The organism is Acidimicrobiales bacterium (assembly GCA_036491125.1).
Classification (GTDB): Bacteria; Actinomycetota; Acidimicrobiia; order Acidimicrobiales; family AC-9; genus AC-9.
In genome coordinates this window covers 1-13363 of the sequence record DASXCO010000025.1, presented here as the reverse complement: position 1 = coordinate 13363, position 13363 = coordinate 1, and the positions used below count along the sequence as shown (strand labels likewise).

The following is a 13363-nucleotide window of genomic DNA, read 5'->3' as shown; positions in this document are numbered from 1 at the left end:
TCCTCTCTGGTGGTGAACGGAGACCTCGACCCACCGCTGTTACCGCCCGGGAGACGGGTGACGCTGCCGGGGAGGGGAACGACGTTCGTCCGGGAGCTGGCGGGGCCGCCAGGCGCGCAGACGGTGATTCTGCTCCACGGCTGGACGGTGACGGCCGACCTCAACTGGTTCGCAACCTACGCCCCATTGGCGAGGCGGTTCCGCGTGCTGGCGCTCGACCAGCGGGGCCACGGCCGGGGTATCCGGTCGTGGCGACCCTTTCGCCTGGAGGACTGCGCCGACGACGTGGCGGCCCTCGCCCAGGTCACGGGGACGGATCAGGCCATCATCGTCGGCTACTCGATGGGCGGCCCGGTGGCCCAGCTGGTCTGGCGCCGACACCCCGAGCTGGTCGAAGGGTTGGTGCTGTGCGCGACCAGCGCCCGGTTCGTGCGGGACCCCGGCGAGCGCCTGCTCTTCGCCAGCATGATGGGGCTGTCGGTGGCCGCCCGCCTGGCCCCAGCCGGACTGTCCCGTCAGGTCGCCGGCTCTTTCACCCGACGCCGACTCGACGGCACGAGCCTTGGCTGGGCCGTCGCCGAGCTCGACCGCAACGACCCGGCGGCCGTGCTCCAGGCCGGCGCCGCCATCGGTAGCTACGACGCCCAGGCCTGGATCGGCTCGATCGACGTGCCCACCGCCGTCATCCTCACCACTGAGGACCGCGTCGTGGACCCCCTCCATCAGGCCTCCCTCGCCAGCGCCATCCCCGGAGCGACGGTGCATCCGGTGGTAGGCGATCACGGGGTGTGCGCCGCTCAGCCGCGGGCGTTCGTGCCCACGCTCGTCGAGGCCTGCGAGCTGGTGGCCCGTCGGGCCAGCCAGCCCACCGCCGCTCCGTAGCGGACCGACCCCTCGGGCCGCGCCCGTCACCGGGGCTACCCCATTTGGGTCGTTTTGGGTAGCCGCTAGGGGAGGATCTGGGCGACGGAGCGGCGAATCCCAAGTGTCGTGCACCGCAGCCGAGAGGCGGACGAGCCGGGTCGCGGGGTGGCCCGGACCCGGCTGACCTCGCCTCGCTCGTGATCGACTCCCCTCCGAGGTTCGTCGAGCCGGACAGAGACCGTACGGCCCACAGGGGGCGGGGTCGATCACTCACACTGGCCGAGTCACTGGAGTGGGCCCTCGAGTCCCATTCACCATCGATCCGCGTCCTCGCTCGGACGACGCTCACGGTCGACTCCTGGTCCATGTCCGTCCGGGGGCCAGTCGGCGCCGCCCGACGACGCGCCACGGCGGCGCCGCTGGCGACGCGTCCACCGGCACCCGACCCGCACTCAGGCGCCGTGCACTGGGGCATGTCCGACCTGCTCCGGCTGGCGCCGCTGCGGGCGCTGGTGGGGTGCGCGCTGGCCCTCATGGTGCTGGGAACCGCGGCGGCGATCAACCGCTTCCCGGTTGGCGCGCCAGCGGCGTATGTGGGCCGCCTCGCTCCGACCCACGTCGTCGTCGTCGACCCGCCTCCGTCACCGCCACCTCCTCCCGCGCCAGCAGCGCCACCGACCACCGCCCCCGCCCCTGCCCTGGCCGTCTCGGCCACCCCGTCGACCACCACGACCACCGTGCGACCCAAGCCCCCGGTGCTCTCCCGCGCGGCGACGGCGGGCGGCGTGTGGGCGGCGCTGCGCCAGTGCGAGTCGGGCGGCAACTACCAGGAGAACACCGGCAACGGCTTCTACGGCGCCTACCAGTTCGTCTGGTCGACGTGGTCGAGCATGGGCTATCCGGGTCGGCCCGACCAGGAGCCACCGGCGATGCAGGACCAGGCGGCGCAGCGGCTACAGGCCCGCAGCGGGTGGGGCCAGTGGCCCGCCTGCAGCCGCAAGCTCGGGCTCAGCTGACCGTCAGGACGTCCAGCCGGCCGCGTCCTCCACCTGGCGGGCGGCGTCGACGACGGCGACGCCGTACCTCCGCCCTGGCGCCCGGGTCGTCCGTTCCACCGGGCCCGACACCGAGACGGCCGCCACCACGCGCGCGCCCCGATGCACGGGCGCACTGACCGACGCCACCCCCTTCTCGCGCTCCTCGACGCTCTCGATCCAACCCCGCCGGTTGACGCGGGGATCGTCGCGCAGCACGGCCCCCGCCGAGCCGCGGTCCATCGGCAGGGCGGCGCCGACGGCCACGATGGTGCGCAGGCTGTGGGGCGATTCCAGGGAGGCGACGCAGAGTCGGGCCTCACCCGCGGCCACGTACAGCTGTGCGCTCTCGCCCGTGCGGTCCCTGAGCACCTCGAGGGCGGGCCGGGCGGTCACCGCCAGCGGTGGGCCGGCCAGGGCCGCCGCCCCCAGCTCGGTGAGACGCGGCCCCAGGCAGAAGCGACCGTCGACGTCGCGCTCCACCAGGCCGTGGCGACCCAGGGCCAGAGCCAGCCGGTGGGCCGTCGCCCGGGTCAACCCGGTGGTGTCGACCAGCTGGTTGAGCGTCGCCGGCCGAGGCTCGAGGGCGGCGAGGATGGCAACCGCCTTGTCGAGGACGCCGACGCCGCTTACACTCTCTTCCATATAGCGAGAACAATATCTCAATATATGAGACAGAGACAACGGGGGCAGCAGTGGCAAAGACGCTGAGCGAGAAGGTCTGGGACCGCCACGTGGTGCGGGCGGCCGAAGGAGAGCCCGACCTGCTGTACGTCGACCTGCACCTGGTGCACGAGGTGACGTCGCCACAGGCGTTCGACGGGCTGCGGCTCGCGGAGCGACCCGTCCGCCGCCCGGACCTGACGCTGGCGACAGCCGACCACAACGTGCCGACGCTCGACATCGACCGTCCCGTCGCCGACCCCATCTCCGCCCGTCAACTCGAGGTGCTGGCCGCCAACTGCGAGGAGTTCGGGATCACGCTGTACCCGATGGGCGACGCCAACCAGGGCATCGTCCACGTCATCGGTCCCGAGCAGGGCATCACCCAACCGGGCATGACGATCGTGTGCGGCGACAGCCACACCTCGACGCACGGCGCCTTCGGCGCGCTGGCCTTCGGCATCGGGACCAGCGAGGTCGAGCACGTGCTCGCCACCCAGACGCTCCCCCAGCCCCGCCCGGGGACCATGGCCGTGAGAGTTGAGGGCGTCCTGCCCTCCGGCGTCGTCGCCAAGGACGTCATCCTCGGCATCATCGGCCTCATCGGCACGGGGGGCGGCATCGGCCACGTCATCGAGTACCAGGGGTCGGCCATCCGCTCGCTATCGATGGAGGGGCGCATGACGGTGTGCAACATGAGCATCGAAGCGGGCGCCCGGGCGGGGATGATCGCCCCCGACGACACGACCTTCGCCTACCTGGACGGTCGCCGCCACGCGCCCGAGGGACCAGCCTGGGAGTCCGCCCTCGACGACTGGCGCAGCCTGGCCAGCGACCCCGGCGCCCCCTTCGATCGCGTGGTGGACATCGACGCCGCCTCCCTCATGCCCCACGTGTCCTGGGGGACCAACCCCGCCCAGGTGGCAGCCATCGACGGCGCCGTTCCCGACCCGCAGAGCTACTCGCGACCAGCCGAGCAGGAGTCGGCGGCTCGGGCCCTCGGCTACATGGGCCTCACGGCGGGAACCCCCCTCAGAGATATTGCCGTGGACACCGTGTTCATCGGATCGTGCACCAACGCCCGTCTCGAGGACCTACGCGCCGCCGCCTCGGTGCTGGACGGGCGCCGCGTGCGCGACGGGATGCGGGCCCTGGTCGTGCCCGGCTCCCGGCGGGTCAAGGCCGACGCCGAGGCCGAAGGCCTGGACCGGGTCTTCTCCGCCGCCGGGTTCGAGTGGCGCGAGGCGGGATGCTCGATGTGCCTGGCCATGAACCCCGACAAGCTCAGCCCGGGCGAGCGGTGCGCCTCGACGTCCAACCGCAACTTCGAGGGCCGTCAGGGTCGGGGCGGGCGCACCCATCTGGTCTCACCGGCCGTGGCCGCGGCCACGGCGGTGGCCGGCCACTTCGCCACCCCGAACGACCTCAGCTGAGCGAGAGAGAGCGAGAGAGAGGACCAGTCCCATGGAACCCGTACGCGTCGTCGCCGGTACCGCCGTCCCTCTGGCCCGGAGCGACGTCGACACCGACCAGATCATCCCCAGCGACTGGCTCAAGCGGGTCGAGCGCACGGGGTTCGGGGCGGGGCTGTTCGCCGAGTGGCGCGACGACCGCGACTTCGTGCTCAATCGGCCCGAGCACGCCGGCGCCACCATCCTCGTGGCCGGGGCCAACTTCGGTACCGGCTCGTCCCGGGAGCACGCCGTCTGGGCGCTGCAGGACTACGGGTTCCGGGCCGTGGTGTCATCCCGGTTCGCGGATATCTTTCGCAACAACTGCACCAAGGGAGGGCTGGTGCCGGCCGAGATCGATCCCGACGCCGGCCAGGCGCTGCTCGCCGCCGTCGCCGCTGACCCCGCCCTCGAGCTCACCGTCGACGTCGAGCGGCGGACCGTGTCGGCCCCCGCCGCCGGCATCGAGGCCCCCTTCGTCCTCGACGACTTCACCCGCGATCGGCTGCTGGCGGGGATGGACGACATCGACCTGACCATGCGCCACGACGACGCCATCGCCACCTACGAGGGTCGGCGCCCGGCCTGGCTGCCGCGGACGCGGACCGCCTAGGCCTAAGGGCCCGTCGGGCTGGTTGCTGCGCCGGCGCCGCTGCTGTTGGTCGTCGGCGCCTGGAGCACCGTCACTTCTCCGACCCGCCAGCCGCCGCTGACCTTGTTGAGGCTGAGGACGATCCGCAGCTCGTCGGCCTGGGGGGCGTTGAACTTGTTGTTGACGATGGTCTGGTCGACGACGGCGTACACGCTGGCGTTGTTGCCGCTGGCCGACTGGACGTAGAGCGAGCTGATCTGCCCCCGGCTGGCCGCCTTGCTGGCCTCCAGCTGCTGACGGATCTGGGGACCAAAGAACTGCTGGGCCTGCTTGGCGAAGTCGCCCGTGGCGTAGCTCGTGATCCTGGCGAAGTCGGAGTTGATGGTGCGGGAATCGAAGTTGGTGAGGGCGATCAGGAAGTTCTGCCCCGTCCGCTGGGCGGCAGCCCGATTGCCGGCCTGGACCCGCTCACCGTTCCACCAGATGCCGAACAGGATGGCGAAGGCGGTGCCGAGAACGGCGATGACGGCCAGCACCCGCACCAGCCACCGGGGCGCTCCGGTGCTGGGCCGGCGGGCGCGGTCAGCCCGGCGGCCGCGGCCAGCTCGGCGGCCGGCTCCCTCGGCGGCCTCCTCCGTGACGACGACGTAGGGATCGGTACGGGTGTCGCCGGTGGTCGTCCCGTTCGTCGGCTCCGGCTGTATCTCGGGCTCGGTGTCGGTCCACTGCGCCCCGTCCTCGAGCTCGTCGGCGTCCCGAGCCCGGCGGGATGGCCGAATCCCACCGACGGTCCGCACGCCGCGTACGCCTCGCTCGCTCATCTGGCCCTCCACCGCAGATGCGTCACGAGCACGGCACCGTGTGCCTGAGCCCGACCATCGTGCGTCGTGAGTTGTGATCCGGTCGGCTGCAGCTCACGCCGTCTGGTGTTCGCCGTACGAGCGGCAGAATCCTGCCCCCGGCCCGCCCGCGCCACTGCCATCAGGCCTCCCGGCGCCGGCGATGGCCAAGGAGACCGAACCCTGTGACCAGGAACAACGCCATCAGTGCGGGCCCGAGGATGACGAGTCCCGAGCCACCAGCCGCCGTATGGGCTGGCCTCGTGTAGGCGGCCGGCACCGCGTTCGGATCGCCCGTCTCGTTGCCCCGCACCCGGGACTCGCTCGTGGGGGGCGGAATGACGGTGCTGCCTCCAGTCGGCTGGAAGCCAGGCTGCGTTGCTGGTCCCGCCCCGGGCCCGAACTCGGTGTCGCAGCCCGCCCCTGGCTTGACGGGTGGCAGCTCATGGTGCGGGTTGTAGGAGACCGCGCTGGGCTGGGCCGGAGGAAGGATGAGGTAGGTCCGCAGCCAGTTCTGGGGGTGGTTGGGATCGCCCGGGTACAGGCCCTTGGTGGTCCCCAGGGGCGAGAGGGCGTCGACGGGGCCGAAGAACTCCTGGTTGGTGGCCAGGGCGGTGTCCAGGTTGTTCAGGTTGGCCGGCTCGGCCGTGTTGGCCGTGATCCGGCCGAAGTCGTGGAGAAGGCAGGCCAGGTTGGGCTCGTTGTTGGCGATGAGCCCGCCCAGGGTCTGTCCGAGGCGGATGCCGTTGGCGAACAGGTGGACGGTGTCGAAGCGGTGGTCGGCGAGGACCTGGCTCAGCACGACGGTGTTGGCGATGGCCTGTTGCAGCTGAGGCCCGTCGTTGCCCACCGCGTTGAGGATCGGGGGGGAATTGGCGAGCAGGGCCTGGAACTGGGACTGGTAGTTCAGGAACTCCTGGGAAAAGGCGAGACTGCTCTGGGTGAAGGTGCGGAGGTCCTGACCGCGGCCCGCCAGGGTGACCGCGAGCTCGTGGACCGCCGTGGTGAGGTCCTGCTTGGGGATGGCGTTGAACAGCGTGTCGGCGATGTTGATGATGTCGCCCACGTTGGGTGGCGTCCCGACCGCGGCCACTGGCACCGTGGCCCCGCTCGCCAGCGCAGGTGCGGTGCCCCCGCGCTGGGGGACGAAGTCGACGGACTGCTCACCGAGGGGATTGGCTCGGATGACGCTGGCGGCCACGTCGCCGGGGAGACTCTTGCCCGGGTCCAGTGACACGGCCACCGTCACCGAATGGTTGCCGGGGTTGAGCTTCACCGAATCGACCGTGCCGACCGTGACCCCGTTGCTGGTGGCCGTCAGCCCCTTGATCAGACCGGCCGTGTCCGGCAGCACGGTCTTCACGGTGGTCCGGGTGGCGAAGGGATCGCGCAGCAGGACGAACGTCCCGTAGACGGTGAGCCCCAGGCTCACGGTGAGGAAGGCGACGAGGTTGAGGATGACGCGGCGGGAGGTCATGACTGCGGAGGCCCCGGAACGTTGTGGCAGGAGGAGGCCGGGTCGTTCGGTTGCTCGCCTCCTCCGGGAACGCCACAGACGATGACGTCGTTGAGGACCTGGCCGAACTTGTTCTTGATGCCTCCAGAGACGTTGATGTTGTGCTGCGACGTGTACTGGAGCAGCTGGCCCAGGTCGAACTGTCGGTCGGCCACGGCCTGGGTGACCGAGCGTAGGGCGCTGAACTGGTTGTCGATCTGGGGCAGGTAGGTGTTGAGAATGCCGAGGCTCTGCTCCGACAGGTTGCTCAGCGAGGACAGCAGATCGGCGAACCGGTTGGCCTGGTCGTTGAGCACACCGGTGGTCTGGGCGAGGTTGGCGATGGACTGGACCTGGGACTGCGCGGCGGGGGCCTCGACGGAGCTGAACTGATCGAGGTTGTTGACCAGGGTCTGGATGGTCTGGGTCTGGCCCGCGTAGCCGGCCGTGACGTTCGTCAGGTCATCGATGAGCCGGTGCAGGGTCGGGCCCTGGCCACCAAAGGCCTGCGCACCCTCGTGGATCAACGAGGCCAACTGGTTGGCGGACAGGCCGGCGAAGACGTCGGTGCCGGACTTGATCAGCTGCTCGAGTCCGGGCACGTCGCGCGTCTGGGTGATCGTCGACCCGTCGGCCAGCAGCGGGGCGTGGGGGTCCTTGGTGTTCGGCACGAGCTGCACGATGTTCTGGCCCAGCAGCGAGTCCTGGGTCACCTCGACGGTCACATCGGCAGGCACCTTGGCCGACCGGTTGAACGTGAGCCCGAGCCGGGCTTGGCCACCCTGGACGCTGGTGGACGTGACGTGCCCGATGATGACGTCGGCCATCTCCACCGGCGTGCCGCTGGTGGTGGCCTCGATATCGGGGAAGGTCGCGCTGGCCGACACCATGTCCGAGCCGCTCGTCGCGCAGCTGCTGAGCCCGGCGGCCAGACCCAGGACGACGACGCCCGCAGCGATTTGCCGTCGGCTTCGCCTCCCCGGGCGGGGCCCCATCCCCGCCCTCCTCCGAGCGGCGGGGACCCCAACCCCGCCGCCGGCCGTGCGGCGGCCCCTTCCGCTGAGGGCGGCGGCAACGCGGCCCACCATCACAGACCCCCCAGCAGACCGCCGCTGCTGCCGGGCGCGCTCTGACGATTGGGCATCGGCGGGAGTAACGGGGGCACGGTGAGCGAGGGCGAGGCTGGCGGAGCGGAGCTGGCACCCGGTGCCGGGGAGGCGGCGGACGGGGCGGGGCCCTGCGAGGTCTGAGCGCGCTGGCCGGGAGTCAGCCCGGGGATGGCGTTGACACCGGCCCCGAACAGCGCCGCCGGCGAGCAGCCGGGCCCCGACTGCTGGTTGAGGATGCACGGGACGGCGTTCAGAATGGGGTCGAAGTAGTGCGTGCCGACCTGGCTGCAGTTGTCGAGAGTCGCGCTCCTGATGCCCTTGGCCTCCAGCCGCCGGCAAACTCCGGACAGGCGGTCGCGAATGCGCGACTCGATCAGCGACGAGGTGGTGTTGGGGTCACTCTGGGCGTTGAGCCGCAGCCAGTTGGCCTGGGGGTCGTAGGCGCGCTGGGCGGCGGCGAACAGGTTGACGGAGGCCGCGTTGGCCTGGTCGAGTGAGGAGAGGTTGCGGTCGAGGGTGCGGGCCGCCGTGGTGAGGACCCCGATGTCGTCATGTAGACCGGCCAGGTTGGGCGAGAGCAGGTCGGCGACCTGGGCGCTGGCGTTGTTGAGCTGCGTGATCGTGTCGCCGAGGGTCTGGCCGCCGTTCTGGATGAGGACGGCCGAGACGGTGTTGTAGTCCTGGATCAGCTGGGTGATGGTCTGGGTCCGCGTGTCGAGGGCGCCGGTCAGCTGGGCGAGGGAGCCGTTCAGCTGCCCCAGGTCGTTGCCCTTGTCGGCCAGCAGCTGGAGAGTGCCGGCGGCGTTGTGGATCAGGTCGTTGAGCCGGGCCCCGTTGCCACCCAGCACCTGGGCCAGGTTCGTCGTCAGGTCGGCCGCTCCGTTGGGGTTGATGGCCCCCAGGAACTTCTTGAGCCCGGCGAGGACCTCGTCGGCGGAGACGGGAACGGTCGTCCGGGACAGCGGGATGAGCGAGCCATCGGTCAGCTGAGGCCCACCCGTGTACGAGGGCGAGAACTGGACGTAGCGCTCGCCGAGCAGGGACTGACCGACGACAGCGGCGTTGGCGCCGGCCGGGATCCGGTAGGTGTCGTTCACCCGCATCGTCACGAGGACGTGGTCGGCCTGGTTCTGGACCGAGCTGACCGTGCCCACGTTCACGCCGAGCATCGTCACCGGCGAGCTGGGGTACAGATCGATTCCGTTGGAGAAGTCGGCCTTGACGATGTAGCTCGAGGTCCCCCCTGACGAGCAGGCGCTGGCCACCACGGCGAGGACGCCGAGCAGGGCGATCGCCGCCCCGCCCCGCAGAGAGCGGCGACGAAGCCTGGGGCGCACGGTGAGCCACCCGGTCCGCATCAGTGTCCTCCCGTGAGCGGGCCCACGATGTCCTGGAGGGACTGGGCGTTGGCGCTCGGACCGCTCGTGGAAGAGCCACCCGCGGCGGGAATCCCTCCCGACGGTGGCGAGGGCGGACCGGGCGGCGACGACGACGCGGGGAAGGGTCCGCCGGCGGGCACCGGGCCCGTCGCCGGCTGGGGCGTGCACTGGAACGAGCCGTTGGGGTGCTCGGCCGGGTCGGGTCCGAGGATGGCACTCAGGGCCTGGTCGAAGTCGCCACAGGAGCCGAAGACGGCGTCCTGTCCGGCGGACCCGGGTAGCTGGGTGAAGATGTTGGCCCAGTTCGGGTTGTTGGCACTGTTGGCGCCGGAGACGCCGATCGAGCTGTAAGCCTGCACCGTGTCACCGAGGTCGGCCACCGCCTCTGCCAGGTCGTTCTGGTGGCTGCCGACGATGCCGAGGTCGGTGTGGAGCTCGGCCAGGATCGAGTCGAGCTTGCCGCGGTTGGCGCCCACGAGCGCTGAAGTCTGGATCGCCATCTGCTCGCTCTGGTTCAACAGGTTGGAAAGGGCGTCCTTGCGTTGAGCCAGTCCGTTGACGACGATGCCCAGGTTGTCGACGATCGACACCAGCTGCTGGTCACGGTTGGCGAGCGTGCCGGTCACCGTCTTGGCCGAGTCGATGAGATTGCTCACGGTGCCCGAGCGCTGGTTGACCGTGCCGAGAAAGCGGTTGAGCCCGTCGGCGATCGTGGCGACCTCGCCCTGCTTGCCCTGGGTCACGCTGGCCAGGTCCTGGATCAGCTTGTTGAGCGAGGTGGCGTCGCTCTGCTCGAGCACGGGAGCGGACTCGTTCTGCAGGTCGAGCAGCTGGGTCGGGGTGGTCGTCTTGCTGATCAGGCCACCTGAAGCCATCAGGTGGGCCCAGTCGTGGCCGGGGTCGATGCGGATGTCCTTCTTGCCCAGCAGGGTCTCGACATAGACGTCGGCTGAGGAGTCCGTCGGGATCTGCACGCCGTGGTTGATCTGCATCTTCACGTCGGCCGCGTTGCCGGCCAGCTTGACCGAGTCGACCTCGCCCACCACCACTCCGGCCAGGAGGACGCTGTCGCCGGACTGCATGCCTGCGGTATCGGCGAAGCGGGCGGAGATCGGATAGCGGTCCTTCACGATGTCTGAGTTGAGGCCGATGGCGGCGGCGGTCACGGCCAGGATCACCACGATGGCGATGGCGCCGATGACCTTGGGGTTGCGCTCGGTGAAGGACTTGGGGCCCCGCCGCAGATTGAGGTTGCGCCAGAACGGTTCCTTGACGAAGGCCATCAGCCCGCCCTGCCGGATGCAGCGAAGCCAGTGATGTTGGACACACTCGGTCCGCCCGCCGATGTGCTCCCCGTCGGCGCGGCCGGTGCCCCCGCCGAGCCGCCTGCGGACGAGGGCAGGGGGTTTCCAGAGGTGGGTTGGGACGGGTTGCTGATCTGGGGCTGCTCGTAGCCGCAGTCGGAGGGTGTGCCCGGGCCACCCTCGTTGGCCAGGCAGCTGTAGATCACCCGCACCGCGAACCACTGGCCGTAGGAGGCGATGTTCGAGTAGCCCTGGAGGCCGGCGGGGAGGGTGGTGAGGTCCTTCTCGAGATCGGTGTGGTGCTGAGACAGCACGTCGGCGATGCCCTGGAGGTTGTTGACGGCCTGGTCGATGCTGCCGCGGTTGGTGGAGAGCAGGTTCTTGAACTGGGCGGCCAGCTGTGAGAACTCGACCACCGCGGTGTCCAGGTCGGAGTTGCGGGCCACGAGGCTCTGGGACAGCGCGTTCAGGTTGTTGACCAGCGCGCCGAGGTCTCCGCTCCGTTGGGCCAGCGCCGTGAGGACCGTGTTGAAGTTGTCGATCACGGCACCGACCTGCTGGTTGAGGTTGCCCAGGGTGTCCGAGACGGTCGCCGTGTTGCCGAGCAACTGGGTGACCTGGTCCTGGTTGCCCTCAAGGGCGCTGACCATGGCCTGCACGAACAGGTTTCCCTCTTGAGGGTTGATCGCCCTGACGAACGGGCCCAGGGCGTTGAGGAAGGCGTCGATGTCGGCATCCGATACGGCCTGGTTCAGCGGGATCGTGGAGCCGGACCGCATCATGGGCCCCGTCGACCCTGGATAGACGTAGAGGTACTTCTCCCCGAGGACGTTGCGGTAGCGGAGGCCAACCTGGGTGCTCGACCGCAGGGGTGTCGTCTTGTCGACGCTGAAGGTCACCACCGCATGCCCATGGTCGGTGGTGACCTTGCTCACCTGTCCGACCTTGACGCCCGCCACCTTCACGTCGTCGGTGGGGAACAGCCCCGTGACGTCGGGAAGGTTGGCCCTGTAGCTGACCTGGTGGGAGAAGAAGCTCAGGTTCCCCACCTCCTTGGCCAGGATGGCGAGCAGGACGACGCAGATGGCGGCGAAGATGCCCACCTTGATCGCGACTCTGGTCAGGGAGCCCCGCAGCTTGAGCCTCATCGCCCGATCACCCCGTTGACGACGCTCCCCACGCTGGCCCGCTGAGGCACCTGGGGCTGGGCCAGGCCGGAGATGGCGGACGTGGCCATCTGACCGGCGACGGGCGACGCCGAGGGCGCCCCGGCCGAGGTCGAGCCGGTCGCGCTGGCGCCAGGAGAGCAGTCGAACTGCGGTCCGAGCGCAGCTTGGAGAGGCTGCAGCTGCTGCTGGAGCTGGGGTGGGGTCCCGGCGGGAGCGACAAGGCTGCAGACCAACTTGTCGATGTCGCTGAAGCTGGTGAAGACCTTGAAGTAGGCGAACCTGCTCCCATCGGCGAGCTGCTCGGAGCTGGCACCCTTGGCGAACTTGAGCGTGTAGCGGTAGAGGCCGTGGATGAGGTCGGAGATGTCGGACTGGCGGGCCAGCAGCACCCGCACCACGTTGTCGCCCTGGCCGAGGAGGATGTTGATGTCGGGCCGGTAGACCGACAGCAGCTGGGCCAGGTTGTCGGCGAGGGGCTTCAAGGTGGTGAGGAAGGCCTGGTAGGTGCCCTCGGCCTGGTTGAACACGGGCAGGCCCACGTTGTTGTTGGCGGCGATGGCGTTCAGGTTCGACGCCGTGGGGGTGAAGGCGGCCTGGAAGCGGCTGAAGGCGTCCAGGGCGGTCACCTGGGCGTTGATGGTGGTGGAGAACAGGTCGGCCAGCTGGGTGCCGGTGTCGATGCTCTGGGCGATGGTCTCGCCCAGGTTCTGCGAGGCCACGGTCAGCTCGGAGATGATGGTCTGCACGTCGGCGGGGTCGATGGCGTTGAACAGCGGCACCGTGGCGTTGATGAAGTCCTGCACCTGGTCGGTGGTGGCGGTGTGGGTGATCTGGCCCCCCGAGCTCAGGTAGGGCCCGGCCTGGCCGTTGGGGAAGTCGAGGTTCATGATCTCCGAGCCGAACACGCTCTGGGGCTCGAGGGTGGCGCTGGCGTCGGCGGGGACCTTGAAGCCGGGGTTGATCGAGAAGCGCACCTTCACCTGGCGGTCGACGAGGGACCAGTCCTTGATCTTGCCCACCTGCACCCCCCGGTAGTCCACCTCCGAGCCGGGGTGCACGTTCTGGCCCAGGTGGGAGAAGGTGGCGCTGAGCGGATAGGCGCTCGAGAAGAAGTCGTAGGCCCCGCCCACCGCCCGGTACACCACCGCCAGGGTGGCCACGATGACGGCGATCACGAGCACCAGCCGCGGACCCGGCCTCATCTTCCGGTTCACCCGATCCCTGCGCCCGGAGTCCGCGGCCATAGATCAGACCTGGATACCCGCAGCCTCCAACGACCAACACGTCATCGACGTGCCTCTTGTCACAGTGAGGTGTGACCGAGCGGAAGCGAGGCGGGCCGGTCCCAGCAGGTTCCTCTGATCTCCCGACCTCCCTCGATCCGCTCGGGATCGACGACAGAGGCTCAATCCTGGCCGACGAGTCGAACCGCGGCGGCGCGGCTGTCGACGTTGAGCTTCCTGA

The 13363-nt window shown here is 69.9% G+C and carries 12 protein-coding genes; 4 read left to right on the top strand and 8 right to left on the bottom strand.

The genetic code is table 11. From position 1 onward, the window contains the following. Nucleotides 1-12 precede the first annotated feature (12 nt). Nucleotides 13-882 (top strand): alpha/beta fold hydrolase, encoded by an 870-nt coding sequence (locus VGF64_01775; GenBank protein ID HEY1633458.1) that lies wholly within the window; start codon nucleotides 13-15, stop codon nucleotides 880-882. Nucleotides 883-1229: 347 nt separating this feature from the next. After that, nucleotides 1230-1880, top strand: coding sequence for a transglycosylase family protein (locus VGF64_01770; protein HEY1633457.1), 651 nt, complete (start codon nucleotides 1230-1232; stop codon nucleotides 1878-1880). Nucleotides 1881-1883: 3 nt separating this feature from the next. On the opposite strand, the gene VGF64_01765 is transcribed toward VGF64_01770, so the two are convergent. Beyond that, entirely contained in the window at nucleotides 1884-2543 is a 660-nt protein-coding gene (locus VGF64_01765; GenBank protein HEY1633456.1) for a helix-turn-helix domain-containing protein, read from the bottom strand. Nucleotides 2544-2593: 50 nt separating this feature from the next. On the opposite strand from VGF64_01765, the gene leuC reads away from it, so the two are divergent. After that, the gene (gene leuC, locus VGF64_01760; GenBank protein ID HEY1633455.1) at nucleotides 2594-3994 is read left to right on the top strand and encodes a 3-isopropylmalate dehydratase large subunit; all 1401 of its coding nucleotides are present in this window, start codon (nucleotides 2594-2596) and stop codon (nucleotides 3992-3994) included. A gap of 31 nt (nucleotides 3995-4025) precedes the next feature. Then, on the top strand, nucleotides 4026-4625 hold the full coding sequence (gene leuD, locus VGF64_01755) for a 3-isopropylmalate dehydratase small subunit (GenBank protein HEY1633454.1): 600 nt from the start codon (nucleotides 4026-4028) through the stop codon (nucleotides 4623-4625). A gap of 2 nt (nucleotides 4626-4627) precedes the next feature. Here the strand turns inward: leuD and VGF64_01750 are convergent, their stop codons facing one another. The 7 genes from VGF64_01750 to VGF64_01720 form a co-directional block, all read right to left on the bottom strand. Further along, nucleotides 4628-5425: a hypothetical protein gene (locus tag VGF64_01750; GenBank protein HEY1633453.1), complete on the bottom strand. Its 798-nt coding sequence runs from the start codon at nucleotides 5423-5425 to the stop codon at nucleotides 4628-4630. Between the two features lie 160 nt (nucleotides 5426-5585). Further along, nucleotides 5586-6920, bottom strand: a complete 1335-nt coding sequence (locus VGF64_01745; GenBank protein HEY1633452.1) for an MlaD family protein — start codon at nucleotides 6918-6920, stop codon at nucleotides 5586-5588. Continuing rightward, nucleotides 6917-7933, bottom strand: a complete 1017-nt coding sequence (locus tag VGF64_01740) for an MCE family protein (GenBank protein HEY1633451.1) — start codon at nucleotides 7931-7933, stop codon at nucleotides 6917-6919. The genes VGF64_01745 and VGF64_01740 overlap by 4 nt, the downstream gene beginning before the upstream one ends. Before the next feature lie 92 nt (nucleotides 7934-8025). Beyond that, nucleotides 8026-9405, bottom strand: a complete 1380-nt coding sequence (locus VGF64_01735) for an MCE family protein (GenBank protein ID HEY1633450.1) — start codon at nucleotides 9403-9405, stop codon at nucleotides 8026-8028. Further along, on the bottom strand, nucleotides 9405-10709 hold the full coding sequence (locus VGF64_01730) for an MCE family protein (GenBank protein HEY1633449.1): 1305 nt from the start codon (nucleotides 10707-10709) through the stop codon (nucleotides 9405-9407). Before VGF64_01730 ends, VGF64_01735 begins: the two co-directional genes overlap by 1 nt. Continuing rightward, nucleotides 10709-11878, bottom strand: coding sequence for an MlaD family protein (locus tag VGF64_01725; protein HEY1633448.1), 1170 nt, complete (start codon nucleotides 11876-11878; stop codon nucleotides 10709-10711). Before VGF64_01725 ends, VGF64_01730 begins: the two co-directional genes overlap by 1 nt. Continuing rightward, nucleotides 11875-13101 (bottom strand): MlaD family protein, encoded by a 1227-nt coding sequence (locus VGF64_01720; GenBank protein HEY1633447.1) that lies wholly within the window; start codon nucleotides 13099-13101, stop codon nucleotides 11875-11877. Before VGF64_01720 ends, VGF64_01725 begins: the two co-directional genes overlap by 4 nt. Nucleotides 13102-13363: the final 262 nt, after the last annotated feature.